The following is a 24721-nucleotide window of genomic DNA, read 5'->3' as shown; positions in this document are numbered from 1 at the left end:
TTTTGCACTATATATTATTGACTTTTTATCAAGATGAAGATAATATTAAGGTAAGATCATTATATTAAGAAACAGATCTTAATATTGATTTTATCAATGTTCAAACTACAATTTTTAAATATTATAAGGTATTATTTTTAAACTTTAATTTATAAAAAAAATATATATTTAAGTTCATAAAATTTAGTCAAATGATGATTTAATATATTTTAAAAAGAAGGGTGATTTCTTATGAATACAAAATTTGAAATTATAAAACACAGTGGTAATTTACCTTTTAGCATTTTTTTACATGAAAGTAAACGTGTATATCCAATGAATTGGCATAAAGAAATAGAAATCTTATTTGTACTAAAAGGCTCTGTTCGTGTCAAAATAAGAGATAATAGTTATGTTGTACATCAAGACAATATCATTCTAATAAATAGTTATGAAATGCATGAAATAACCCCTCTTGGAGAAGATATAATAATTTTAGTATTTCAACTTGACCCTTATTTCTATCAAAAATACTATCAAGGTTTTACAGAAATAATATTTCATATGAATTCAACCATGCTCAATAAAGATGCCAATACATATAACACCATAAAAGAGAATTTAGTCATCATGATGTGGTATAGATTAAACAAAGAGAATACATATCAAATAAAGCTTTTAAAACAATCACTTGCATTAGTTGAATTATTGCTAAGAAATTTCCAAAAAACTATGGTTAATGATAGAAATCATAATGACCGTTCACAACAAAGGTTAATATCTATAATTGAAAATATTAATAAGAACTATAATAAAAAACTTACTTTATCCCAGATTGCAGAGCAAGAATATATAAGTATCCATTACTTATCTAAATTTTTCAAAACTAAAGTTGGTATTGGGTTCAATAAATATCTTAATCTTTTTAGGCTTAACAAATCTATGAATGATTTACTTAATTCCAATAAAATGATTATAGATATTGCATTAGAACATGGTTTCTCAAGTGTTAAAGCCTATACAAAATTATTTAAGGAAACTTACAAAGAAACTCCTAGTTCCTTTAGGAAAAAATATTTGTCGAATCTATCACCAAAGAAAAAAAATACATCAGTCACTTTTAATAGCAGAGCTATATTACATAATTACATTCAACTTCTAGCTAAAGATTTTTTATCTGGAAATCTTAATCAAGTATATTATCTTACAGTTAATGTGCTTAATAAAAGTACCGATGTTATAGCAAAGAAAAATATACTTCAAATTGACTATCCTATCAATGGAATAAATACTATATTTAAAAATAATCTTAAAAGTATAGCTAATGAACTCCATATTGATTACATAAGATTTGGAAATATTTTTGACAAAACCATCAATTTCATAAACGATGATAAGAGTTTAAATTGGTTTTATATAGATAATTTATTAGAACAATTAATTAGCTTAGGTCTAAAACCTTTTATAAAGCTTTCTTATAATGAGAAATATTTTACACTGAAACATTGGCATATTATTGTAGAAAGTTTTATTAATCATTGCCTTGAGAAGTATGGCATCTATCATGTACGCAACTGGAAATTAGAGATTAGTTGTGAATCAGCTTATTATGATAAATTTATCAATCTCTACAATAATGTAATTAAGAAAATGATTACTATTTATAAAGATCTCAAGATAGGTATTTTGATAAACTTAAATAAATATTTTACATCAGAAAATATTATTAATAACTATGATTTTTCGCATCTTGATTTTATTACTATAGAGATTAATGACAAATATTATTGGAAGAATGCACAAGCAATCAATCAAATAGTTGAATGGTTAAAAACAAGACATATTGATACATATATATATCAAAATCGGATCATCAATGAATTATATGATACGTGTTTTATATCTAACTATTTTATTTATAATCATTTACATATATATAAGAACGCTAACTTGATTGTACCACTTATAGACCCTATGATTAATTCTAAAATGTTTAATGGAAAAGATGGTCTCTTAACATTTAATGGTCTCAAAAAGCCACTTTATAACACGTACTATTTATTAAACAAAGTAAAGGGGGATATAATAGACCAAGGTGATTATTATATTGTAGTTAAAAATCATGATAGATATTATATTCTTCTCTATTACTACAACAAAGAAATTGGTAATATGTTTAATTGTAATAAAGACCTTAATTATAATTCTTTCTCCAAGCAGCTAGCGACTAGTATTTCTACTATTGTTTATGTTAATCTCAAATTAACAGAAGGTCATTATAAGGTTAGAACCTATTTATTAAATGAAGAGAATGGTTGTATTTTTAGTGAATGGATGAATATGGGTTCACCTATAGAAACTGATAAAGAAGATATAAGATTTTTGAAAAGCAAAGAAAATATGAGAATCAGTGTCAATAATATATTTACTAAAGATTCTTTACATCTTGAAAGTTCAATAAAACTTAATGAGGTTAGATTAATTGAAGTAATCAAAAAATAAAAAAGGCTATTTTCATAATATATTTTTTACCCTTGATATTTACCCAAGGAAAATGTATTGTGAAAAACCTTTTTATATTTATTTAAATATTTTACAATTTTAATGAAAAAACATTTTAAAAATTTTACCAAGATAAAATTTCAAAGTAGCTTTCGGAACTTCATTAGCAGCTACCAAATCAACTCTTCCTACTTCTTTCTCACCACATTTATAGACTATCTCTCCTATTTTATCACCAGTAGCAATAGGCGCTTCAACAAATTCTTCTACTTGAATGTCATTAGTGATTTCTTGTTGCTCTTTACTGTCTAAAATACAAGTAAAATCTTCAGCACCAACACAATCAATACTCTCAAGCTTACCTTTTTTCACTGGTACATTAGCCAATGTTTTATCTTTTATGCTGTCTTTATACATTTTGCAATTGGCAAAACCATAATCTAACATTTTCATTACTTCTCTAAAACGTTCTTTATGATTAGGGGTTGCCATTACTACAGCTATTAGATTCAAACCATCCTTATTAGCGGTACCTGATAAACAGTATTTAGCTAAGCTTGTAGATCCTGTTTTTAATCCTGTAGCATATTCTGGATACCACTTCAGTAATTTATTGGTACTTGTCAATTCACTTATTTCTTCTCCATCTTTTCTTTGATGAACTATCTTATCCATCCATATTTTAGTCAAATCATATACTTGTGGATATTTAGTTGTAAGTTCTTTTGACATAATGGCAATATCATAAGCACTGGTCAAATGACCATCTGCATCAAGTCCACAGGCATTAGCGAAGGTAGTATCTTCCATACCTAGTTCTTTGGCTTTTGCATTCATCATATTGACAAATTCGCCTTCGGTTCCAGCTATATGTTCTGCCATAGCTACTGCCGCATCATTACCAGAGGCAATAGCGATACCTTTTGCTAATTCTTTCACAGGTTGGACTTCATTAGTTTCCAAGAATATAGTAGATCCCCCAAAACTAGAAGCATGCTCACTTACAACTACCTCATCTTCCCATCCTATTTTGCCATTTTCAATGGCTTCATACATTAATAGCAAGGTCATGATTTTAGTTATGCTTGCTGGTCTTAATCTTTCGTGTGAATTTTTTTCATACAGTATTTTACCTGTTGTTGGTTCCATTAATATTGCTGATTTAGCTGTTAATTCTAACTTGTCTTTTGGTTCTTCCTCTGCACGTACATATACATTAAATGTACCTCCTATAAATAATGCTAGAGAAAGTAAATAACAAAATACTCTTTTCTTCACTTATTGCTCACTCCTTCTACTCACATAATCTTTTACTAAAGGAACTGCTACATCTAGTTCAATTATCTTACTATTAGAGTAAGCTTTTAGAAGAAAAATATACCTTTATTCTAACTGGTAATTATTCCATCTTTGGTAATTATTCCCTTAATAAATTTACTATACTCTGGTTTCTCATCAGAAAAATCATATGCTGAAAGAACTTTTTCTGTTGCAAGTTTAATTTTCAACTCATCATTTCCATGAATATAAGCTAAAACATCACCTTCTGAAACCTTATCTCCTACTTTTTTCTCAATGACTATACCAACACTTATATCAATAATACTTTCTTTTGTTTCACGTCCACCACCAAGAATCATAGAAGCAACTCCTATTTCATCAGCTTCAATATGACTTACATATCCTGATTTATCAACTTTTATAGGCTCTATAATTCTAGCTTTTTTAAATAAATCTGTATTATCAACAAAAGCTTTGTTACCACCCTGTGCTTCAACTAATTCTTTAAATTTTTCAATAGCTGTACCTTTACTAATTGTCTCTTCAAGTAATATTCTTCCTTCTTCTGCTGTTTTTACTTTTCCAGCTGCTTTAACCATAAAACTACCAAGAGTCAAACATAAGTCAAGGAGATCTTCTGGTCCGTTACCCTTTAATGTTTCTATTGCTTCTATAACTTCCAAACTATTACCTACTGCTCTTCCTAACGGTTGGTCCATATCAGAGATAATAGCTGCTACATCTCTATTTAATCCTGTACCAATTTCCACCATTTCTTCTGCTAGTTCAAAAGCATCTTTTTCTTTCTTCATAAATGCTCCACTACCAGTTTTCACATCTAAAACAATAGCATTTGCACCTGATGCAATCTTTTTACTCATAATACTACTAGCAATCAAAGATATATTATCAACTGTAGCAGTTACATCTCGAAGCGCATATATCTTTTTATCCGCAGGAGCTAGATTAGCTGTCTGACCAGCTATTGCAATCTTTATACGATTAACATTATTAACAAAAGTTTCTTTCTCAACTTTTGTGCTAAATCCGTCAAATGATTCAAGTTTATCAATAGTTCCACCTGTATGACCTAGTCCTCTACCAGACATCTTAGCTACTGGAATCCCTAATGCTGCCACCATTGGTGCAATAACTAAAGTAGTCTTATCTCCTACTCCACCTGTACTATGTTTATCAACTTTGACACCATCAATATCAGATAGATCTAACATATCACCACTTTTAGCCATAGCTAGTGTTAGCGCTAAAGTTTCTTGTTCATTCATTCCTCTAAAATATATAGCCATTAATAATGCAGAAACTTGATAATCAGGTATTTTCCCCTGAGTATAATTTTCAATAAAATAATTTATTTCATCCTCTGATAGCACCATACCTAATTTTTTCTTTTCTATTAAATCATACATTCTCATGATAACATCATCCCTTCTATGACGATAATTGGTTTATATAATAGCTGCAAATTAATTTATTTTAATAGCTAATTATTTTTTAATATCTCTTAAAAAGCTTTCACCAATTTCAAGTTGATTTACGTCTAAAATGTCTGCTATTGTTTGTCCGATATCTGAAAATGTTTTTCTAGTTTTCAAATCAGTATTTTCTTTAAGATTTTTTCCATATGCTAAGAAAGGTACATATTCTCTAGAATGGTCAGTACTTGGTGTTGTAGGATCACAACCATGGTCAGCATTGATCATAATTACATCTGTATCTCTCATGTTTTCAATAATTTCTGGAAGTCTTAAGTCAAATTCTTCTAATCCTTTTGCATAACCCTCTACATTATTTCTATGTCCCCATTTAGAATCAAACTCTACTAAGTTAGTGAAGATTAATCCTTCATTATCTTTATTCATATACTCAATAGTCTTATCTACTCCATCCATATTGTCTTTTGTATGGATAGCTTCTGTTATACCTTTTCCAGAAAAGATATCTTCTATTTTACCAACTCCTATAACATCTTTACCACTCTGTTTTAGGATATCAAGTAAAGTGTCTTTTGGTGGAACTAATGAAAAATCTCTTCTATTAGCTGTTCTATAAAATGATCCAGGCTCTCCTAGAAACGGTCTTGCAATTACTCTTGCTACAGCATGTTCATTAGATAATATTTTTCTAGCTTCTCTACATATATCATATAATTTTTCTACGGGTACTATTTCTTCATGAGCCGCAATTTGAAACACACTATCTGCTGAAGTGTAAACAATAAGACGTCCTGTTTCCATATGTTCTTTACCTAATTCTTCTAATATAGCGGTTCCAGATGCTGGTTTATTTCCTAATATCTTTTTACCTACAAAATCTTCAAATTTATCAGTAACTTCTGCAGGAAATCCATTTGGATATGTTGGGAATGCAATAGGAGAATAGATACCTACCATTTCCCAATGACCAATAGTTGTATCTTTTCCATTAGATATTTCACCAATTCTACCATAAACACCTTCAGGCTCTTCTACTTTTTCTAAATTAACCATTCCTTCTATGTTAGCTAAACCAAGTTTTCTCATATTAGGCACATCTAGTTTTAGTTCTTTAGCAATATTACCTATAGTATTGCTCCCTATGTCTCCAAATTTGTCTGCATCTGGTAATTCACCCATACCTACACTGTCTAAAATTATCCATATTACTCTGTTTATCATAATAAAAGCCTCCTTATTATATTGAATTATTTATATTATTTAATACTTATTGTAGATATTAAACCTACCTTAAGGTAATTATATAATACAGATAATGACTTATAAACGACACATGTCTGTTTTTTGTTCAAAAAAATATCGTATATGATGCATGAAAAATCTGTAAGGAGAAAGAAAAAACAATACCATAGTATATTATACCAAATTTTTCATTTATAATCATGAAATTTTTTCAAAAACTTGCATATAAGTTATTACTAATAATATAGATAACATTATATATTAACAACATAAAATCAAGGTTAATAAAAAATATTAACCTCAACCTATTTATAAAATGATAATCTGAGTATATTAATATATTCATCTATTTTAATTGATAATTTGTCAAAATCAATTAACCCCTCACTCTGGAATTTTTTTAGGTTTTCATCACCATATTTTTCAAAAGTCCATTTAATAATATTTATAGCTTTTATTGGATCAATATCTTTTTTAAATCTCGTGTAATCAATATCTTGATGATATATTTTAGACAATAAATTACGTATCCTCTCTTCTTTCATTATTTCTTCAACACTTTTATTTTCCAACATAATATTAAAAAAGTGAAAAATACGAGGATATCTTTGAGATACTTTCATTTTTATCATAAATATTTTTTTTAAACGTTCAAATATATCTAATTCTTCCCATTTCACTTTTTCGTTTATTTCATTAATCATTATTTCCAAACTATAATTTGTTAAATAATCAAATAATCCTTGTTTGCTACCAAAATAATGGAATAACAAACCTTTTGAAATATTAGCATTGGCTACTATATTATTGGTTGACGCTTTTTCATACCCATATTTACTAAATTCATCAAATGCGCTGTTTACTATCTTCTCTTGTTTTTCTTTTTTTATTTTATTGAAAGCTTCGTACATAATAACCTCTCCTATATTTTATAAAAACTTACTTAAAATATGTTCAGTTTAATTATATATCTATTTGACCATATTAGTCAATTAATGGTAATAAAAATTTAGATTAGTCAAAAGACTAGTAACCTAACGGCTACTAGTCTCTATCATATATTACTTATAAATGTCCTTTCACCCTAACCACACCTCTCATTTAAGACTTACTTGTCAGAAATTATGATGCTAAACGGTAAATATTCACTTACAAGTATTTGCGAGTAATTATTACTCACAAAATTATAATACCCATACGGAAAAAAATTATTCAAATTATTTTATTGTTTTTATTGACAACCAATTTTTTTATGTTATAATATTACCATAAGATAATAATTATCCAATAACAATTATTATTAATATAAATTCCAAGGAGGATATTAGATATGAAAAAATTTATTTGTACAATATGCGGTTACGTTCACGAAGGAGATAGTGCACCTGAGAAATGTCCACAATGTAATGCGCCAGCTAGTAAGTTTGTAGAACAAACAGATACAGAAATGACTTGGGCTGATGAACATAGAATTGGAGTCGCTAAAGATGTTGACCCTGAGATCTTAGAAGGTCTTAAAATGAATTTTACGGGGGAATGTACCGAAGTAGGTATGTACCTTGCTATGGCTAGACAAGCTGATAGAGAAGGATATCCTGAAGTTGCTGAAGCTTATAAGCGTATTGCTTGGGAAGAAGCAGAACATGCTGCAAAATTTGCTGAACTAATAGGAGAAGTTGTTACAGATGACACTAAGACTAATCTTCAAATGAGAGTTGATGCAGAACATGGTGCTTGTGCTGGTAAAAAAGAAATAGCAACAAAAGCTAAAAAATTAGGCTATGATGCTATTCATGATACAGTTCATGAAATGTGTAAAGATGAAGCGAGACATGGTATGGCTTTTAAGGGATTACTTGAAAGGTACTTTGGATAAGAGTAGATACACAAGCCCCTAACCTTTATTTTTAAGGGTTACGGGCTTGTTTTTTAATCACTAATATCATCTAGATGTACATCTAGATATCTACCGCTAATCCAAAATATTGAATACTTTATAACCGCTAGTCATTCATATGTAATTCATCAAGCAGCGTATTTATATCACTCTCTGAAACCGCTTCCTTCAATCGTTTATTTGTTTCACTTTCTTCTAGATTCTTATTATCAAAATAGACCTTATCTATTTTGTCTAAAACTTTACTCCCTTTGGATTTTTCAGTGAGAATTTTTATATAGTCATCCATAGTTATTTCTCTAAAAATCCCATTGGACCAATATGCGTTTGCCCAATCAAGTATTGCCGTAGATTTACCCATTCCAATATTACGCACTTTATCACAAAAATCATGATAATTTATATTGTGCCTTTTTGCTATACTTTCTATGTCTCTACAAGACAATTCTTCTTCTGTAATTATAAGATTAATAGGTAAATCATAATAACATTCTATATGATCAATATCTTTCACAAATTCTATTAGAAATTTCACTTCATCTTTTGTAAAAAAACCATTCATTTCATTAATAGTATCACGTCGTATACTAATCCATGCATTTATACCTAGCTCTAACCCTTTATACACATCTGAATAATATTTATCATATTCTTTTAATAGTTCCTTACTAACCTGGATAGTAATTTGTTGTTTTTCCATATTATAACTCCTTTATTAATTCAATATTTGCATATCAATAGGATATCCATAGCACTATTATTCTCAATTACTCCGCTTCCTCATATTACCATATCCTCCCCCGTACTTAAATAGTCTTAAAGGATTAAATCTTTACTATAAATATTCTTTTTGTTATTTACTTAAAAATGAATGAATCTTTGAACCTAAGTATCTTGCTATCTTAGATAAAACTATACCTATAGCAATAAAATAAAAAATTACAAATAAATAGTTACCCATAAATACCCTTCTTTCCAAAATGTTGCTTTTCTCATATCTGATAATTTTTATATGAAATTTTCTTATTTATTCTTTTTACGATTTAGTTTATCTTGTTTTATCTTCTTTTCTTTTTTTAATATTTTTTTGACTCTAATTATAATTAAAACTATAAGACCAAGTATAACTAAATATGGTACCAAGTATACAATTCCAATTATTAAATTTCCAATTGCCTTTGTGAAAATGTCCAATGAATCTTTTATACTATTTGTAAATCTACTACCATATGAATCCTCTTTCACTACTCCTGGAGTTACTTTGACAACTTCTTCTACCGACACTCTCACCGTTACATAATCAATCAAATTGTCCCATTTTCGAAGTTCGGTTGTCATAGCTTCTATTTCATAAGTAATATTAGCTAATTCACTCTCCACAGCTAATAATTGATCAACATCTTTTGTTTCCTTTAATAATTCTAATAATCTATCTTTATGAATTCTTTTTGCTTCAAGTCGTGTTTCATTATCAAAATATCTTAATGTTATATCCTCTGTTGTTTTGTGTTCACTTATAATATTTCCTAAGTCACCTATACTTTTCAAGAAAACCATATAATTATCTTTTGGTACCCTAAAAGTGTAGTATGCATTTCTCAGTTGAATCTCTCCATAATCATTAATTCGTTTTCCCTCAACATTAGATTCTTCAATGTAACCATCTAAGTTATGTATTTCTTTTTCTAAGTTCATTGTACATTCATCAAATACAAGTGTTTCCATGGATATATTATTATTTTGAATAATTTTAGCTTGAATTTTATCACTTGTTTTCTTTTCTGTATTAGCTGTTGCCTCGTTTTCTTTACTAAAACCCGTATCATTTACCATATTACCATTGTCTTGTGTTGAATTATCCTTTGTGTTTTCTATACTTTTTTTAGCACTACAACCACTAAAAACCAATATTATAAGTAAAACTCCAACTATATATATCGCTTTTTTATTTTTTTTCATTTCCTCCATCCTCTCCTTCAATACTTCATTTATCAATTTACTAAGAATTCTGTATACTTCTTCTATATTGTACCATTTTAAGCACCATTTTTCCATAAGAATTAGGACTACTTATCTTGCTCTAATTCCATTAACTCAACAATTGCCTCCACAACAAGATTATGCTGTTCCTCCCTTAACCTATCTAATGAAATAATTTAAATATATTATCTTAATAATATTATACAAATATATTTTTTGCAATATTTCACTTAATAAATATTATATTCACCAATATAAAAACAAAGCAAAAAATTTTACACCTAATTGAAATAATATGATATAATTTTTTTACAAACTTTAAATGAAGGAGAGTTATCGATGAACCGATTTGGCTACAACATTGTTTTCTATTTAATTACTATCATATTAATTATAGGGTTACTAATGCTAGGGATAAATCCTTTATTATCATGGTTATTAACTGTAATTACAGTACTTACTTTATATATAGTAATCAGCTTTCATAGACATAAGAAAAGAATTAATCTATTAGAAGAATACTGTGATCCAGAAGCTTTTTTAATTCAAACAGCTAAACAAAGGAAAATAACTGGCAAAAACAAAAGAATAAATGCTGCTTTTGATATAGACGAAGCTGCTGGTTTAATGAGTTTAGGAAAGTATCAAGAAGCTTTAATTGTTTTAGACTGTATTGATATATCCCACCTATCAACTAAAAATGGTATACTACTTGCATATTATATCAACCTCATAGGCTGTTACCATGAGTTAGATGAAAAAGAAAAAGCAATTGACTTGTTTGATAATAAAATAAGTACCTTATCTCCAATAAACAAAAGATTAGTTACTGCCATTGAAATTATGATAATTGAAAAATACTATGCCGAAGAAAACTATATAAAAGCGAAAGAAAAATTATCATTGTTATTAAAATCTCCTTATCTTTCCACACGTCAAAAAATTTCGCTAATATATATATTAGCGTTAATCAATGAACAAGAAGGATATATAGAAGATGCACATAAAAATTTCCAATACGTTATAGATAATGGCAATAAGTTAGGACTTGTTGAACAGTCAAAATTACACATGCAAGAGGCAAATGAATAATAAATCATTTGCCTCTGTTGTTTAATGCCCTCTTTTTTTCTGTTTCTTCTTGAGTTGTTTTTTATCATATTGTATTTTATTTAATTCTTCTTTTCTAGCTTTAGAAATTTTTTTCCTATCAATTTTATTAGACTCTCTTTCAGCACTCATGGCTCGCTGAGCTTTTGTGCCAATACCAACATCATTGATTTCTTTTTTTATTAATCTTTGCATTCGTTTAGGACTTATTTTTTTACTTGCATTAAATTTTTTTACATCTTTAATATGTTTAGAAAAATTCAAGTTATAAAATTCTCTAGATACAATTTCATATATTTCGTAATCTTTTGGTTCACTTCCAAATAAATATTTACATACCGAATAGTTACCATCTAAATTTTCTTCGAAGATTCCTATCCAAAAAGAATCTTTAAATAATACTGTTAACTTAATTTCCATGATAATTCCCCCTGTAATATTATTCTGAAGAAAGGACAACCCCAGGGGGGGCAGGTTACTGATATCATAATATGATACGTCTGGACTACCAACCAAAACTGTGTTTTTATCTTCAATATTTTATTTATAAATATATTTTACTCTAAATTTCTAAAATGTCAAAGATTTTATATATAGCTATTAATCTTCATTATAATAATTTTCTTGAAATACACAAACTGATTCAAAATATAAATGCTTAATATCATCAAGTTGGATTTCTTCGTCTAATTCTCTAAATTCTTTGCTATCAATCATCTCATATTCAAAAATCACTGGTCTCCATAATCCTATTCCCAACGTTTTGAAACTATAAGAATATCCTAATTCAGCATCCGTTTCGTCATATTTTCCATATTCAGATATGTACTTAACTAATAATTTTGCTTCTGTACTAAAAATGTCTACTCCATTAAAAAGCACAAAATCAGTATCTCCATTACTATTATCCTCCTATCGTAATACAAATTAATAACTTCTAAATAAAATGTCAATTATTATATCATTTTTTGAGTGAAAACTATTTTTGAATTGTATATTTATATGACAGGCAAAGTTAACCCCAAAATATAGCGTACGAATATTTTATCTAACTATGCCCTATAAAAAATATAAAAGGATGATGAATAATGAAAAATAAAATAAGTAAATTAAAAGGATTAACACTAGTAGGACTTATGGCACTAACTCTATCAACTTCTGCTCTTGCAGCAGAAACAGACCCTTATGCAAACAATCAGGAGTTACAAGATATATTTGAAATCTACGATGAGGCTCCAGATAATGGTATGCTTTTAGCTCCTAATCCTTATACTGCTGATTCAGAATCTGAAACAGACCCTTATGCAAATGATGAAGAATTACAAGATATATTCAAAATCTATGATGAGGCTCCAGATAATGGTATGCTTTTAGCCCCTAATCCATATACTGCTGATAAAGGAAACGAGAATAATACAAGTAACTCAACAACAATTTTTGGTACTATCGGTACATTCTTTGATGGTATTCTCAATTGGTTTATGAATGTATTAGGCTAAGCAAAAAAATAATATTAATCATGAATTTTGAGTTTTTATACTTAAATTCATGATTTTTTGTTAAAATAAGTGAGTGAAAATAGTTTTTCCATTGTATATATACATAAAGCCTTTCGGAAAGGAGAAAACATGGAAGATAATACTATAATTTTATTATTGAAAACTGACACTTCTCAAGGTCTATACGAAGCTACCAAAAAATATGGAGGTATTGTTAAAGGTATATCCATAAAGATATTACATGATCGTACCGAAGATATAGAAGAATGTGTAGCAGACACTTTTGTTAATCTATGGAAAAATGTAGATTCTATTGATATAGATAAAGGGTCATTAAAAGGTTATATTGCATCTATAGCAAGAAATACTGCTATTAACCGCTATAATAAATTAAAACGTGAACAAACTGACTATATACAAAATAGGGATTTTATATCTGAAGAAGATTTAGAGGATCAAATAGCTAGGGAATGTGATATAGCCATTTTGCAAGAACTTATAAATGATATGGGTGAACCAGATAAGGAAATATTCATTAGAAGGTTTTTCCTATTTGAAAAAGTAAAAGATATAGCTAATAAATTGCAAATAACTATAAAAACTGTTGATAACAAACTTTTTAGAGGAAAACAAAAGTTAAGAAAGCAGCTCATTGAAAGGGGTATAACATTATGAAAAAAATTGATACTAATTCAAATAATGATTTATTAGACTATTTAGATGAAATGGAGATTGATTCAGTGGAACTTAGTAAAGATGAACTACAAAAGATTCATAAATTAGAATTAGACAAAATCAATTCTAAAAAAGTAGTAAGACCGCTCTTTAAATGGAAAATTGCATCTGGACTTGTAGCTGCTTGCTTTGTACTGGTATTAAGCATAGGTATTTCTACTCCCAAACATAATAATAATATATCTCAACCTACCGAAATTGTTAATCCTTATATAGAATATAATGATATTGAATCTGCTGAAGAAATATTAGGTTATGATATCATGATACCTACAATTATACCTGAAGATTATACTATTTCTAATATTGTAATAATTGATAATAATATTTTATCTATCAATTATGAAACTGTTTCTGAAAAAATAACGTATAGAACTTCTAAAGGAAACGATGAAATTAGTGGTGATTTTACTAATTATGAAGATGTCAATCAAATTGAAATAGATACTAAAAATATTACTTTAAAAGGTAATGATAATAAGATTCACCTTGTATCCTGGAATTACGATGAACAAGTATTTTCTATTTATTCTGATCAAGGACTATCACAAGATCAAGTAATCAATATTATTGAAAATATAGAGTAAAAAATCAAGTAGTTAGCAAAAATGCTGACTACTTGATTTTTATTATCTAATACCTTCCCTTTTCTTTCACCGTATCCACAAAAGCCCTAATATTAGCTTCTGATGTTATATTTGGTAAGGCGCATCCTGCTCCAATTATCAAATTACCATCTTTAAAAATATTAAGAATTTTTTCAGTTTCACTTATAACTGTATTAGTATCTCCGAAAGCAAAAACACCCGATGGGTCAATAGGACCTGACATTACTGATTTACCTTTTAATATATCATGTGCCCTTGGTATATCTGTTTTGTAATCCACCTCAATACCGGCAAACTTAACGTTAGCCACATCAGGTAAGATATTGTCAAGGTTCCCGCATATATGACAAATACATTTTATCCTATCATCTAATAAATCATCTCTAAGTTTTTTATGATATGGGTTAGCATAAGTCATATACATATCTCTAGAAATTAAATCTGGTCCACAAGAACTATCACCAAAACTTGTGATATCAGCTCCTGCATCTATTATTAATTTATGAAAAGTCAAATGTACCTCATAACATCTATCAATCAATTTAATTATATATTCTTTTCTCTCTTCATCCATTAGATCAATAAGAAAATTTTCCATACCGTATATTAGCATAGCCAAACTATAAGGTCCCTGATCAGCATTTCCTCTTATAAGGATTTCACCACCGACTTGTTTTCTCATAAGTCTAATAGCTTCAAGATATATTTGTACTCTTTCATCAGCTATCAATTTTTCAGGAGTAACCTTAGCAAAAATCTCATCAAAGCTTTTACCAGCTGGACCAATCACTCTCGCTGGCTCATCTTCTGGAAAATCAACTAATGCGCCCATAGCATGAGCTTCAATAGCAGTATCTAGGTCTGTTAATATACCATCTAGCCCGTATTTAACCGCCGCATCAACAAACACCTTTGATATTACTTTTGGATTCGATCTAAATTCTTTCATTGTATATCCAAACTCTTTTGACGCTGACATAAAATTATGTAACATCATTGGAACTCTATCAGATTTTTCACCATTAAGAACTTTTATAATTCTTTCATATCCGTTCATATCTATTCCTCCGTATTTTTCTCATATTGCATATTTTTGTACTCTGTAGGTGTTACCCCTACTATCTTTCTAAATATTTTAGAAAAATAATTCTGAGTGTTGAATCCCGTCTTATATGTAATTTCCTTAATATTATATTGATTGTTGGAAAGCATTTCTTTAGCCTTATTAATACGTGTTTCAGCAACTATATCTGTATAATTCTTATTTGTGTGTTTTTTTAATATTTTACTTAGATAGTACGGACTTATCTTCAATTTTTCTGCTACATAATCTAAAGTTATATTTTCAGCATAGTTGTTATTAATAAAATCTATTGCCTCTAAAACTATAGTTTTAGAACTTGTAATATTTTTATTATCATTAATCTTAACAATATAATTCTGCATACGAATAATCATCCAATACCTTAATTCCTTAGCATGAGACAATTCAGTTATCTCTTCTAATATTGAAGTTAATTCATAACTAACTTTTATATTACCTATGATATCCATTAGATTTTTATCCAGTAAAACCATTAATTGATAAACTTTATCTTTTAGTGATGTTTCATTTTCTTGATAAACTGAAGATAATTCACCTAAAAATGTATCAACCATTTTTATTGTAGATTTAACATTCCCTTTACAAATGCTATCGTAGAATTGTATTGACCAATCATTAATATCTATCTTGTTTGTTACTATATTCTTATCAATATTATTGTAATGTATATAATTTTTCTCTAGAGTTTCTGCTGTTCTCAATGCTTCTACTGCTTCAATATAAGAATCTTTTAAACCTATGCTTGTACAATGAAGATTCCCTGTACCAATCATCAAATTTCGCATATTACTGCAATCTAGAGTATTTTTGACATACATAGCAACTTCATTAATATATTTTTTTTCGTCACCCTTAGAACATGGAATAAAAAATATAATCATGTTGTTAATTTGGGCACCAATACTTTTAATACCTATACTTAAAAAGCTATTCCTTATTCTAGTAACCATTATATCACTAATTGTTTTTCCTATTACAGCCATACAGAATGCACTGTTCAGATTAACTTCAAAAAAACCTAATAGCTTATTGAGTTCTTTATCATTGCAACCTGAAATAATAGAATAGACAGTGTCATTTTCTACAATAGGTTTTATAGCTTCTACTCTATTTTGCAAAGCCGTATTTACATTTCTTTTATCATGTTCATTATCTAATTTATTGATAATATTATTAATTGATTCAACAAGCACATTTATCTTGGCAGGCTTAACTATAAAATCTTCCGCTCCAAGCTTCAATGCTTGTTGTGCATATTCAAATTGATTATATGAAGACAATATCAAAAACTTAACAGAGGGAAGTTTTTTCTTGATTTCTTTAATTGCATCAAGCCCTGTAAGTCCAGGCATTTTAATATCCATGACAATTATCTCCGGCTTCACCTTTTCACTGAGTTCAATCGCCTCAAATCCATTAGAAGCTTTACCTACCAATTTTAAGTCAGTGATATTGTTTTTTATAACAAGAGCAAATGCTTCTCTTTCAATTGGTTCATCATCAACAATCATAATCTTATACATGATAATTCCTCCGAATTTGCAGTTAATGGTAAATTTATTGTAACAACAGTTCCACATCCAGAACTACTTTCAATATTAAAAACCCTTTTTATGCCAAAAAACATCTCAAGACGTTTTTTTACATTAATTACTCCAATTCCAGAACTATCTTCATCATCTTTTTCAAATGATAAAATACTATCAATTTTTTCACTATCTATACCTATTCCATTATCTTCAACACTAATACAAATAATATCTTTTACCATAAATATGTTAATACTTATTAATCCATCACTTACCATGTTGTCAACTCCATGTACAATAGCATTCTCAACAATAGGTTGAATGATTAAAGCAGGCATTTTCACATTAGGTAAATCTTTTTCATAATCAATTTCAAATTTAATTCTTTCACCAAACCTCTTACGCTGTATATATAAATAGTTCCTCAGACACTGAATTTCGCTTTCAAGATCAGACACTTTACTACTTTTATCAATATTATATCTAAGTAATTCTGTGGTAGCCTCCATTAATTCACAAGTTTTTGATGCACTTTCAATATAAGCCATTTTACTGATAATACTTAATGTATTAAATAAAAAATGAGGATTCATCTGACTTTGTAGAGCACGCAACTCCGTTTCTCTTATAATATGTTGCATTTTGAGATTATCATTCTCTTGTTCTAATAATCGTCCTTGAAGTTTTGCTTTCTCTTGCATTTCTCTAACATAATAACCTAGACTTGAAGCCATTTTGTTAAAGGCATTAGCTAAAATTTCAATTTCAACGCCTCCACCTTTTATCTTAGGAATATTATAGTTACCATGTAAAATTTTTTTAACGCTTTTTACAAGTTGTCCTATTGATTTATTAATTCCACGAATTAAAAGAATTGAAAAAACAATGCAGAAAAGAATTAGTATCAAGATAATTAGTAACGTAGTAGATCGTTGTTTTTGCCAATTTGATTGTAATGTTTCTCCACTGGTATTCATTTCATCTATTATAACATTATAATATTTTATCATAGTTCTATTTATCAAATCGTTGATGTTTACTACTGTTTCATAATGTATTATATTATTTGCAAAACTATCTTCAAGGGCTAATTCAATTTTTTCTTTATATGTATCAAGCATATTAGATAATTTTTTATATTCCCATTTAGTATCTTCATCAACTGACGTAGATTGCAAGTAGTTTATCTTAGTAGTAGCTGTATAAATACTTGTCCAATAACTGTCCAAATCATTTTTATCCCTATTATAATAGTAATGCTTCATATGTTCTGTAGATTCATTTACACTACTATAAAAGCTATTTAAAGCATTGTATTTATCATATAAACTATTGTACTCACCAAAAAAAGTAGCAAAATTAATATTTGCCAATAATATACTTCCTATTACCAAAATGAATACAATTGTAACATACATAATTAATTTATTCTTAATACTATCGAATGGTTTTAATCTAGCTTTTAAATTATGTACAATCGTATTCATGTCTATCACCTCAAAGATTTATTTAAATAGGACAGTATAGGCGTTATACCTATACTGTTTATAAAAACATATGTTAGTTAAGATCTACTTTTTCTCTAAGAGCATCACCATAAGTATCAACATTTTCTTTAGTGACTATTATGGTTCCTGCATCATTATGTGTATTTTCTGGTGTCTTGCCTTCAGTTACATGCTGATATAACCAATAAGTTGCTTGGTACCCATAATTATAAAATGATGTTACGATGGTTCCATCAATTTCACCACTTTTTACAAGATCAAGCGTCTCTTCAACATCGTCAACACCAAATACAGCTACTTTGTCTGAGAGTTCCATTTCTTGCACAACTTTAGCACATGCTGGTCCTGCTTCCGCAGCCAAATTAATGGCAACATTGATTTCTGGATATGCCTTGAATGTATTTTGCCATTCAGTTGTTGCTTTCATTTTATCTGATTTAGATTCTGCTCTATTAACTATACTATATCCTCCTGGATGTTTTTCGAATACTTTTTCTATAGCACTTATTTGATCTTGTGCTATCTTATAGTTAAGTGCAGCAACCATTACTCCAATATTTAATTTAGTATCTTTTCCATATTTCTCTTCAGCAGCTTCCAATAAAAGTTCAGCCTGACGAATCTCATCTTTACCAAAATATGCTAATTTTTCTGCATCAGGTACATCAGAATCTACTATTAGCACTGGTATCCCTGCTTCTTCTGCCAATTTCAGCGGTCCTGTAGGTACTAGACCTTGAGTTATTATTGCATCCGCTTTCTGTGCAATAGCTGTTTCAATTAGTTTTGCCATTTCTTCAGGTGATATGTTTTGTGGTCCTACCCAATCACCTCTTATTCCAAGTTCTTCAACAGCTACGTCAAATCCTTCTTTAGCTATAAGCCAGATAGGATGTGCTAATAATGGAGATACGTAAACAAAGAAAAGTTCATTGTCATTTTTATCTTCCTCTTTAGATGTTGTTTCTGATTTTTTAGTACAACCACTCACCATTGCAACTATCATAGTTAACGATAATATTAACGCTAGAAATCTTTTCATAATTAAATTCTCCTCTTCTTTTATATTATAGCATGGATATGCTATTTTTAGAATATATTAAGTATTGGAAGCAGACTTCAATATTCTCACTTCACTCAACTCTTTCTTGGGTATATCTTCCATGACTTCACCATTTGCTAGTACTATGACTCTGTCACATATCTCAATAAGCTCTGGTAACTCTGACGATATCATTACTATACTTATACCTTTTTTAGCTAGTTCACCTATCAGTTTATAAATTTCTGATTTAGTACCTACATCTATTCCCCTCGTAGGTTCATCAAGAAACAAAACTTTCAGATTAGTGATAAGCCATTTTGCCAAAATAACTTTTTGCTGGTTACCTCCTGATAACGAAGTTATCAGAGTATCCATATCGGGAGCTTTAACTTGCAGAGCATCATAATAAGTTTTGGCCTTTTTGTTTTCTTTATTTTTATCTATGAATATTTTTCTTACCAACTTATCTATTATGGTTAGAGTCATATTTTCTTTGATGCTCATTGAATATATGAAACCATTTTTCTTTCTATCTTCAGTTAGTAATCCTATTCCATAAGATTTAGCATCCCAAGGATTTTTAATATTGATTTCTTTACCTTCCATATAGACTTTCCCTTGAATCTTAGGTATTACACCAAAAATCGCATTAATCAATTCTGACCTTCCAGCACCAACCAAACCTCCAAGTCCTACTATCTCTCCTTTTTTCAGAGTAAAACTTACATCTTCAATAATGTTTTTACCATAAGCATAAGGATGAGGTACTTTAAAATGCTCTACTTTCATTATCTCTTCCCCTATAATTTTATCAATCCTTGGATACATTACATCCAATTTTCTTCCTATCATATCACTTATGATATTTTCACTATTGTAACCTTCACTCTTAAAATATGTGTTTATATAACGTCCATCTCTCATAACATCTATTCTGTCACACAGCTCAAAAACTTCTGCTAATTTATGAGAAATATATATACATGACAATCCTTGTTTCTTCAGAGACCTTAATATACTCATTAGATTTTTAGTTTCACCCTCAGTGAGAACTGATGTTGGTTCATCTAATATTAAAATTCGAGGTTTTCTTACTAATGCTCTTGCTATACTTACTAGTTGTTGCATTGATGGACTGAGACTTCTGACAGTCACATCCACATCAATATTAGCTTTTAACATGTCTAGTGCTTCTTTCGCACATTGTTTAGTCTTTTTCCAATCAATAAAACCTAATTTATTCATGGGTAATCGTCCAAGCATAATATTTTCAGCTACACTTAAATCAAGTTCAAGATTTAATTCTTGATGAATCATAGCTATACCTGCATTTTCTGAATCATGGGTAGTATAAAATTTACACTCATCCCCATTACATATAATCGTTCCGTCATATTCTCTACATGAATAAGACCCACTTAGAACTTTCATAAGTGTAGATTTACCAGCTCCATTCTCACCCATTACAGCTAATATCTCATTTTTATACAGATTTATAGATACATCATCAAGGGCGATCGTGCCTGTAAATCTCTTTGTTATATTTTTCATTGACAATACAATATCTTGTTGTGACAATCAAAACGCCCCCTTCATCACTTCTTGATTGATTTTCTTAACATAGCATTTCTCTTGTATTGATCTAGTAGTACAGCAAGAATTAAAATAACTCCCACTACCAGATTTTGCCAATAAACTGAAATCCTCATTAAAGTTAAGCTATTAGTTAATATTTCCATAAACAGAGCTCCCACGGTTGCCCCAACAATTGAGCCCATTCCTCCAAAAGTAGATGTACCTCCAATGATAGATGCACAAATAACAGTTAATTCATATCCTGTTCCAGCCGCAGCTTCTGCTGAACCTAACCTAGCAGCCATTAATATTCCTGCAAGTGCAGCCAGCGTAGATGTTATTACATAAATACTAAATTTAACCTTCTTAGTATTTATTCCAGATATACGTGCTGCTTCTGTATTCCCACCAACTGCATATATTGAACGTCCAAAAGCAGTTCTTTTAAGTACTAAATGTCCTATTATAGCTATTATAAAAGCTACATAAATTACTAATGAAATCCCAAGAAACTTTGATTGTTCTAATCTTTGAAAGTTTTCTGGCAAAGGATATATTGGTACTCCTTGGGTTATTACTGAAACTAATCCTCTTGCCACATATTGCATACCTAATGTCACAATAAGTGGTGGAATTCCTGCTTTTACAATAATTGCTCCGTTAATGGCTCCAATAACAGCTCCCACTGATAAACCAGCTAATATTGCTATTGGAACTGGCATGCCTGCTTTGAATGCTAATCCAGTTACTACCCCACCAAGTGCTAATACTGAACCTACAGAAAGATCAAGACCTGCCGTAATTAATATAAATGTCATACCAACTGTTGTTATAAGAGTAAAACCAGTAGAACGAAATATATTAAAGATATTACCCGACGTAAAGAATGTACCATTTACCATGGTTACAAAAACTGCATAAATTACTGTAGCAATAATTATGCTACTTTCTTGTTTTGCTAAAAATATTTGCAAGAAACCTCTCACAGTTGTGTTTTTATTGCTTTTTACCATTTTTATCTCCTTTACCTTTATTTTTCTGTTCAATTATACCATCCAATTGTAAAATTCAGCTCTCCATCTTTAGTAATATCTTGCATTTTTTGTTATAATTTTGTTGTGTTGTTAGATGTTATTAGTAATATCTTGTCATGATAGCAAAATATTACTAAATCATAAAAAAGAAGTATAATATTTACAATATAGTTCAAAATAAAGTTAGAGATTTTATTGAAAGGATGAATCAATTTGCAAAGTTTAAATATAAGAGTAGATGGTATAAGAAATGATATTGAGAAAAAGCAAATTAAAAATGCACTGGAGAAAATAGAAGGTGTTGGGGAAATAGCAGTCAATTCGGTTAATAGAGCCATACAAGTAACTTATAATCCACCTTCAACGGAAGAAGATATAATAGAATGCATCAAATCAATGGGTCATGACATCAATTATTCATATGATTACAATAATAATAAACCTCTTAAGTATTAATATCTACTTAAGAGGTTATATCTTTTAACACAATATTTATTTGTCAAACAAATTACTTAATCTAAACCAGATATCAAATCCAGCTTCTTTTCCATACTTACTGTAATAGTTAGGAACTGTACCCAATCTCCATAGAGAAATTCCTCCTAGGTTATAATCACTAGCTAATTTTATCTTAGCAAATACACTATCCCAGTTTTCGTACCAAATATAGTTTTTTTCTTTTTTATTATTAACATATATCAAATATGGATTTTCATATGATTTATTATAGAATAATAAATCTTCTTCACTAACCTTATTATCTAATTCAGTACAAATCCGATTATATATAAGACTATATGAAGGTGGCGGTGTCACCCTTCTAAAACTGTTATCTTTGTTGCTTATCCATTGAGAACTACCAAAACTAATCTGCAATAATATTTTATCTCTATAGTCTTCACCAACTTTTTGTACTAATGTCTTTATATCTTGCTCAATAAGTTTAATAGGGCTTAGTGGACTTTTAGTTATATTATTATAATTAGTCTGCTTAACTTTCAAATCAAAATCATGTTCCATAAGTATTACGTAATCAACTATTTCTAGAATTTCTTTATACTTATAATAACTATAATATTTTACAGATGGCAGTGCTACATATATTTTTTTATCTTTACCTATCTTTGTTCTTAGCTTCTTTAAAAAAACGATAAAGCTGTCTTGATCTTCCTTATTGACAGTTTCAAAATCTATTGTCACACCATCAAATGATAATTTTTTATAGAGACTATTTTTGCCATTAACTGTATCAGCTATCTGATTAAGTATCCTATCCATATCTTTAAAAACAGCTTTGAAATAATCATTTCTATTACTATTATCATCAGCAAATACCATTAGCTGTTTAGGTATCTCATTAATCTTATGCAATGTCTCATCATAAGCATCTGGAACACGAAAATCTCTACCATCAAAAATTAATTTCACTCCATTATCAACTTGATCTATTCTACTCCAACCAAAAGATAAAGAATCAAAATTTGATAATGTTTTACCTCTACGTAGTTCATCAAACTGATTATATGAATTCAATGCATAAAAACCATGTAATATAAATTCATCTTTCAATTTAAAATCTTCTTGTATTTTATCAACAACCTTAATTGTTTTATCTTTAGTAACTATCTCTCTACCTAATAAGCGTGCCACATCTTGAATTGGTATAAATACTTTATCTCCATACTCAATACTAGGTATTTCTTCATTTATATCTTCATTTGTTATAGTATATGTTTCAATAAAATCTTCTATAGACCCTGATAAACCTTTTGCATTAGATATGCTAACAGGTAACATACATGTAATCAATACAATGGTTAAAATAACCTTTAAACCTCTTTTAATCATATTATTATTGCTCCCCTTCAATCATTTTCTTTTGTTGTTTTTTTATAATATGCTTATATCCTAATAATAGGTAGTATTATTTAATTTAATGTAAGTTTTTTACCATTATGTTTTAACCATTCTTTTTCATCATTATAATTAGGTAAAATGCTTTTTACTAAATTCCAAAATTCTTTTGAATGATTAAGATGTACTAAGTGACTCATCTCATGAACTACTATGTAATCAATAACGGAGAGTTCAGCCATTGATAATTTTAGATTAAAATTAAGATTTTTCAACGAACTACAACTTCCCCATCTTGTTTTTTGTCTCTTAATTCTAATATTATTAGGTCTAACAATAAAATATTTTTGATAATATTCAATTCTATCTTTTATAATTATTTTAGTTTGCTTTCTATAAAGCTCTTCTATGAGATTCTTAATACAGTCTTTATCCTCAGTATTGGTAATTATTCTAAGTGAATTATTTATAATTTCTATGCTCATAAGATTAATTGTTTCATCTATGATTATATCTAACGGATACTCTTTACCTAGGAATAAAAATAATTCACCATTTTCATATGTTTTCTCTTGAATTCTGTACTCATGTGTTTCATCTAATTTGTTTATAATCCATTTACCTTTACTCTCCACTAATTCCATAAGCTTGTTCTTATCAATACCTATAGGAGCTTTTACAATGATATTGTTTGATGGTTCTATATGAATAGCAATTGTTTTACGCTTACTATAGTTGATGTTATATTCAATCTTTCTTGAATCATAATAAAATTCCATTGTTC

23 protein-coding genes are annotated in these 24721 nt (G+C 28.8%); 7 read left to right on the top strand and 16 right to left on the bottom strand.

Features of this window, described 5'->3' with window-relative positions; genetic code table 11:
* The first annotated feature begins 231 nt into the window (after positions 1-231).
* Positions 232-2481: a helix-turn-helix domain-containing protein gene (locus ACX6CF_RS07110; RefSeq protein WP_458784611.1), complete on the top strand. Its 2250-nt coding sequence runs from the start codon at positions 232-234 to the stop codon at positions 2479-2481.
* Positions 2482-2580: 99 nt separating this feature from the next.
* Here the strand turns inward: ACX6CF_RS07110 and ACX6CF_RS07105 are convergent, their stop codons facing one another.
* The 4 genes from ACX6CF_RS07105 to ACX6CF_RS07090 all read right to left on the bottom strand — a co-directional run bounded on the left by ACX6CF_RS07105 (position 2581) and on the right by ACX6CF_RS07090 (position 7369).
* The gene (locus ACX6CF_RS07105; protein WP_458784610.1) at positions 2581-3759 is read right to left on the bottom strand and encodes a D-alanyl-D-alanine carboxypeptidase family protein; all 1179 of its coding nucleotides are present in this window, start codon (positions 3757-3759) and stop codon (positions 2581-2583) included.
* 110 nt (positions 3760-3869) lie between these two features.
* Positions 3870-5195, bottom strand: coding sequence for a pyrimidine-nucleoside phosphorylase (locus ACX6CF_RS07100; RefSeq protein WP_458784609.1), 1326 nt, complete (start codon positions 5193-5195; stop codon positions 3870-3872).
* A gap of 72 nt (positions 5196-5267) precedes the next feature.
* On the bottom strand, positions 5268-6434 hold the full coding sequence (locus ACX6CF_RS07095) for a phosphopentomutase (protein WP_458784623.1): 1167 nt from the start codon (positions 6432-6434) through the stop codon (positions 5268-5270).
* Between the two features lie 329 nt (positions 6435-6763).
* Positions 6764-7369: a TetR/AcrR family transcriptional regulator gene (locus ACX6CF_RS07090; protein ID WP_458784608.1), complete on the bottom strand. Its 606-nt coding sequence runs from the start codon at positions 7367-7369 to the stop codon at positions 6764-6766.
* 419 nt (positions 7370-7788) lie between these two features.
* Between ACX6CF_RS07090 and ACX6CF_RS07085 the strand changes: the two genes are divergently transcribed.
* A complete protein-coding gene (locus ACX6CF_RS07085) occupies positions 7789-8334 on the top strand; it encodes an NADH peroxidase (RefSeq protein ID WP_458784607.1) in 546 nt (181 codons plus the stop codon).
* A gap of 127 nt (positions 8335-8461) precedes the next feature.
* On the opposite strand, the gene ACX6CF_RS07080 is transcribed toward ACX6CF_RS07085, so the two are convergent.
* Positions 8462-9055: a hypothetical protein gene (locus ACX6CF_RS07080; RefSeq protein ID WP_458784606.1), complete on the bottom strand. Its 594-nt coding sequence runs from the start codon at positions 9053-9055 to the stop codon at positions 8462-8464.
* 323 nt (positions 9056-9378) lie between these two features.
* Complete coding sequence (locus tag ACX6CF_RS07075) at positions 9379-10314, bottom strand: DUF4349 domain-containing protein (protein ID WP_458784605.1); 936 nt, start codon at positions 10312-10314, stop codon at positions 9379-9381.
* 360 nt (positions 10315-10674) lie between these two features.
* On the opposite strand from ACX6CF_RS07075, the gene ACX6CF_RS07070 reads away from it, so the two are divergent.
* A complete protein-coding gene (locus ACX6CF_RS07070) occupies positions 10675-11427 on the top strand; it encodes a hypothetical protein (RefSeq protein ID WP_458784604.1) in 753 nt (250 codons plus the stop codon).
* A 21-nt stretch (positions 11428-11448) separates the two neighbouring features.
* On the opposite strand, the gene ACX6CF_RS07065 is transcribed toward ACX6CF_RS07070, so the two are convergent.
* Both ACX6CF_RS07065 and ACX6CF_RS07060 read right to left on the bottom strand, forming a co-directional pair.
* Positions 11449-11865, bottom strand: a complete 417-nt coding sequence (locus ACX6CF_RS07065; RefSeq protein WP_458784603.1) for a YjdF family protein — start codon at positions 11863-11865, stop codon at positions 11449-11451.
* Between the two features lie 180 nt (positions 11866-12045).
* On the bottom strand, positions 12046-12327 hold the full coding sequence (locus tag ACX6CF_RS07060) for a hypothetical protein (RefSeq protein ID WP_458784602.1): 282 nt from the start codon (positions 12325-12327) through the stop codon (positions 12046-12048).
* A gap of 206 nt (positions 12328-12533) precedes the next feature.
* Here ACX6CF_RS07060 and ACX6CF_RS07055 point away from each other — a divergent pair, with 206 nt between their 5' ends.
* The 3 genes from ACX6CF_RS07055 (at position 12534) to ACX6CF_RS07045 (ending at position 14266) form a co-directional block, all read left to right on the top strand.
* Positions 12534-12944: a hypothetical protein gene (locus tag ACX6CF_RS07055; protein ID WP_458784601.1), complete on the top strand. Its 411-nt coding sequence runs from the start codon at positions 12534-12536 to the stop codon at positions 12942-12944.
* 129 nt (positions 12945-13073) lie between these two features.
* Entirely contained in the window at positions 13074-13619 is a 546-nt protein-coding gene (locus ACX6CF_RS07050; protein ID WP_458784600.1) for a sigma-70 family RNA polymerase sigma factor, read from the top strand.
* The gene (locus tag ACX6CF_RS07045; protein ID WP_458784599.1) at positions 13616-14266 is read left to right on the top strand and encodes a DUF4367 domain-containing protein; all 651 of its coding nucleotides are present in this window, start codon (positions 13616-13618) and stop codon (positions 14264-14266) included. Before ACX6CF_RS07050 ends, ACX6CF_RS07045 begins: the two co-directional genes overlap by 4 nt.
* A gap of 46 nt (positions 14267-14312) precedes the next feature.
* On the opposite strand, the gene ACX6CF_RS07040 is transcribed toward ACX6CF_RS07045, so the two are convergent.
* The 6 genes from ACX6CF_RS07040 to ACX6CF_RS07015 form a co-directional block, all read right to left on the bottom strand.
* Positions 14313-15344, bottom strand: a complete 1032-nt coding sequence (locus ACX6CF_RS07040; protein ID WP_458784598.1) for a uroporphyrinogen decarboxylase family protein — start codon at positions 15342-15344, stop codon at positions 14313-14315.
* A gap of 2 nt (positions 15345-15346) precedes the next feature.
* A complete protein-coding gene (locus tag ACX6CF_RS07035; protein ID WP_458784597.1) occupies positions 15347-16915 on the bottom strand; it encodes a response regulator in 1569 nt (522 codons plus the stop codon).
* On the bottom strand, positions 16900-18408 hold the full coding sequence (locus tag ACX6CF_RS07030) for a sensor histidine kinase (protein ID WP_458784596.1): 1509 nt from the start codon (positions 18406-18408) through the stop codon (positions 16900-16902). The genes ACX6CF_RS07035 and ACX6CF_RS07030 overlap by 16 nt, the downstream gene beginning before the upstream one ends.
* A gap of 73 nt (positions 18409-18481) precedes the next feature.
* Positions 18482-19471: a substrate-binding domain-containing protein gene (locus tag ACX6CF_RS07025; protein WP_458784595.1), complete on the bottom strand. Its 990-nt coding sequence runs from the start codon at positions 19469-19471 to the stop codon at positions 18482-18484.
* A gap of 57 nt (positions 19472-19528) precedes the next feature.
* Positions 19529-21052, bottom strand: coding sequence for a sugar ABC transporter ATP-binding protein (locus tag ACX6CF_RS07020; protein ID WP_458784594.1), 1524 nt, complete (start codon positions 21050-21052; stop codon positions 19529-19531).
* A gap of 17 nt (positions 21053-21069) precedes the next feature.
* Positions 21070-22062, bottom strand: coding sequence for an ABC transporter permease (locus tag ACX6CF_RS07015; RefSeq protein ID WP_458784593.1), 993 nt, complete (start codon positions 22060-22062; stop codon positions 21070-21072).
* Positions 22063-22296: 234 nt separating this feature from the next.
* On the opposite strand from ACX6CF_RS07015, the gene ACX6CF_RS07010 reads away from it, so the two are divergent.
* A complete protein-coding gene (locus ACX6CF_RS07010; RefSeq protein ID WP_458784592.1) occupies positions 22297-22539 on the top strand; it encodes a heavy-metal-associated domain-containing protein in 243 nt (80 codons plus the stop codon).
* 36 nt (positions 22540-22575) lie between these two features.
* On the opposite strand, the gene ACX6CF_RS07005 is transcribed toward ACX6CF_RS07010, so the two are convergent.
* Complete coding sequence (locus tag ACX6CF_RS07005) at positions 22576-23931, bottom strand: glycosyl hydrolase family 18 protein (RefSeq protein ID WP_458784591.1); 1356 nt, start codon at positions 23929-23931, stop codon at positions 22576-22578.
* A gap of 80 nt (positions 23932-24011) precedes the next feature.
* On the bottom strand, positions 24012-24716 hold the full coding sequence (locus ACX6CF_RS07000) for a M48 family metallopeptidase (RefSeq protein WP_458784590.1): 705 nt from the start codon (positions 24714-24716) through the stop codon (positions 24012-24014).
* Positions 24717-24721: the final 5 nt, after the last annotated feature.

The sequence above is a fragment of the Vallitalea sediminicola genome (assembly GCF_054408565.1).
Note: the sequence above shows the minus strand (reverse complement) of the source record. Positions and strands in the feature narration are given on the sequence as shown.

What these genes read in the sequence shown, in the direction of transcription:
- ACX6CF_RS07045 (WP_458784599.1), top strand. Translation starts at nt 13,616, where the DNA reads ATGAAAAAAATTGATACTAATTCAAATAATGATTTATTAGACTATTTA.
- ACX6CF_RS07025 (WP_458784595.1), bottom strand. Translation starts at nt 19,471, where the DNA reads ATGAAAAGATTTCTAGCGTTAATATTATCGTTAACTATGATAGTTGCA.
- ACX6CF_RS07015 (WP_458784593.1), bottom strand. Translation starts at nt 22,062, where the DNA reads ATGGTAAAAAGCAATAAAAACACAACTGTGAGAGGTTTCTTGCAAATA.
- ACX6CF_RS07080 (WP_458784606.1), bottom strand. Translation starts at nt 9,055, where the DNA reads ATGGAAAAACAACAAATTACTATCCAGGTTAGTAAGGAACTATTAAAA.
- ACX6CF_RS07070 (WP_458784604.1), top strand. Translation starts at nt 10,675, where the DNA reads ATGAACCGATTTGGCTACAACATTGTTTTCTATTTAATTACTATCATA.
- ACX6CF_RS07030 (WP_458784596.1), bottom strand. Translation starts at nt 18,408, where the DNA reads ATGAATACGATTGTACATAATTTAAAAGCTAGATTAAAACCATTCGAT.
- ACX6CF_RS07075 (WP_458784605.1), bottom strand. Translation starts at nt 10,314, where the DNA reads ATGAAAAAAAATAAAAAAGCGATATATATAGTTGGAGTTTTACTTATA.
- ACX6CF_RS07055 (WP_458784601.1), top strand. Translation starts at nt 12,534, where the DNA reads ATGAAAAATAAAATAAGTAAATTAAAAGGATTAACACTAGTAGGACTT.
- ACX6CF_RS07110 (WP_458784611.1), top strand. Translation starts at nt 232, where the DNA reads ATGAATACAAAATTTGAAATTATAAAACACAGTGGTAATTTACCTTTT.
- ACX6CF_RS07040 (WP_458784598.1), bottom strand. Translation starts at nt 15,344, where the DNA reads ATGAACGGATATGAAAGAATTATAAAAGTTCTTAATGGTGAAAAATCT.
- ACX6CF_RS07090 (WP_458784608.1), bottom strand. Translation starts at nt 7,369, where the DNA reads ATGTACGAAGCTTTCAATAAAATAAAAAAAGAAAAACAAGAGAAGATA.
- ACX6CF_RS07085 (WP_458784607.1), top strand. Translation starts at nt 7,789, where the DNA reads ATGAAAAAATTTATTTGTACAATATGCGGTTACGTTCACGAAGGAGAT.
- ACX6CF_RS07050 (WP_458784600.1), top strand. Translation starts at nt 13,074, where the DNA reads ATGGAAGATAATACTATAATTTTATTATTGAAAACTGACACTTCTCAA.
- ACX6CF_RS07035 (WP_458784597.1), bottom strand. Translation starts at nt 16,915, where the DNA reads ATGTATAAGATTATGATTGTTGATGATGAACCAATTGAAAGAGAAGCA.
- ACX6CF_RS07005 (WP_458784591.1), bottom strand. Translation starts at nt 23,931, where the DNA reads ATGATTAAAAGAGGTTTAAAGGTTATTTTAACCATTGTATTGATTACA.
- ACX6CF_RS07065 (WP_458784603.1), bottom strand. Translation starts at nt 11,865, where the DNA reads ATGGAAATTAAGTTAACAGTATTATTTAAAGATTCTTTTTGGATAGGA.
- ACX6CF_RS07100 (WP_458784609.1), bottom strand. Translation starts at nt 5,195, where the DNA reads ATGAGAATGTATGATTTAATAGAAAAGAAAAAATTAGGTATGGTGCTA.
- ACX6CF_RS07000 (WP_458784590.1), bottom strand. Translation starts at nt 24,716, where the DNA reads ATGGAATTTTATTATGATTCAAGAAAGATTGAATATAACATCAACTAT.